This window comes from Oleiphilus sp. HI0079 (assembly GCF_001635105.1).
Window position 1 is genome coordinate 1 of record NZ_LWFT01001092.1, and the last position, 1,127, is coordinate 1,127.

Consider the following 1,127-nt stretch of genomic DNA (forward strand, 5'->3'; position numbering starts at 1 on the left):
GCCGCCCAAAGACACACATTTAACTACCAAATAATCAACACATCATCCTGCTGAATGTTTACCCGTCCCGGATCAATATTGACCGTACCGCTGGCAAAGTTCGGATGCACCTGCGAGACCGTTAATACGGTCTTGGTATTGTTCAACTCGATCCCCGTTCGCTGAAAAGCATCATGATAATTATAGCTACGATAAACACTCAGTTTATCCCCGGGTTTTAGACCTGAACTCGCGCCGGAACCAAAGTGCAAGATTTTCCCATCAACACGCGCAATACGCGTCATAAACGGCTGACAACGCAGCTGTTGATCGAGAGAGTAAGCCATATCATCGAGCAAAGCGGCAACCGCTTGCCCATAACCCATTTTCCAGAACACTTGAGAACCAAAGCCAACCTGCTCTTCGATACCGACTGTCCAGGCGCCTTCGGTCGCAAAATTGCTCTGCCAAATTAATTCTCCACTCAAGCCATCATGAACAAACAGATCAACCGAAAACCGTCGACGCTCATTCGCCTGAGCAAAAAATTTAATGCTACGCCTCCACAATGACGTGGAATAGGCTTTCGGGTTAACCAAGCCAAGATCTCTTACCACACCAGAAACGACGAACTGAACATTCAATTGTTTCGCATACGTCATGGCTTGAGTCAGCATACGCTGCCCATCCAAAGAGGTAGGCGCATTATACGCATCCGCAAACGGTGCATCGTAACCGCGTTCAAACAACACCATTGACTCATGCGCAGACAAAGACTCCGCCAACGCACTCGTGAGACCATGCTCTATTCCATTCAAGCCACCAATACTCGCCTGCCCTGGAACCTGAAGATTAAAACCGAGAAGTGCCAGTGATTTCTTATACTTTCCTGCATCTGATCCTGGACACTCTGGAACGCGCTCTAGATCAGCAGCATAGCGAATACTGATCGTCTCTTCGTTTACGTTTTCTTCAAGAATTTGTTCGCGCCGAACACTAACCTGACTATCGGCGTTCAATTCATCACTCACTAAAACGCCATTTTTCAACGATTGATGGCTCGACAAACGAACACCAAACTCAAGCATGGCTTGACGCAATGCGTCTAGACGCGCCGCCTCTCGGGCCTCCGCGTAACTGACATCTTT

Annotated in this window: 1 protein-coding gene; it reads right to left on the minus strand. The window is 48.2% G+C overall.

The features are described 5' to 3' along the window. Positions 1-23 precede the first annotated feature (23 nt). On the minus strand, positions 24-1,127 hold a 1,104-nt coding region (locus tag A3750_RS19370; RefSeq protein WP_068548653.1), incomplete at its 5' end, for a flagellar assembly protein T N-terminal domain-containing protein.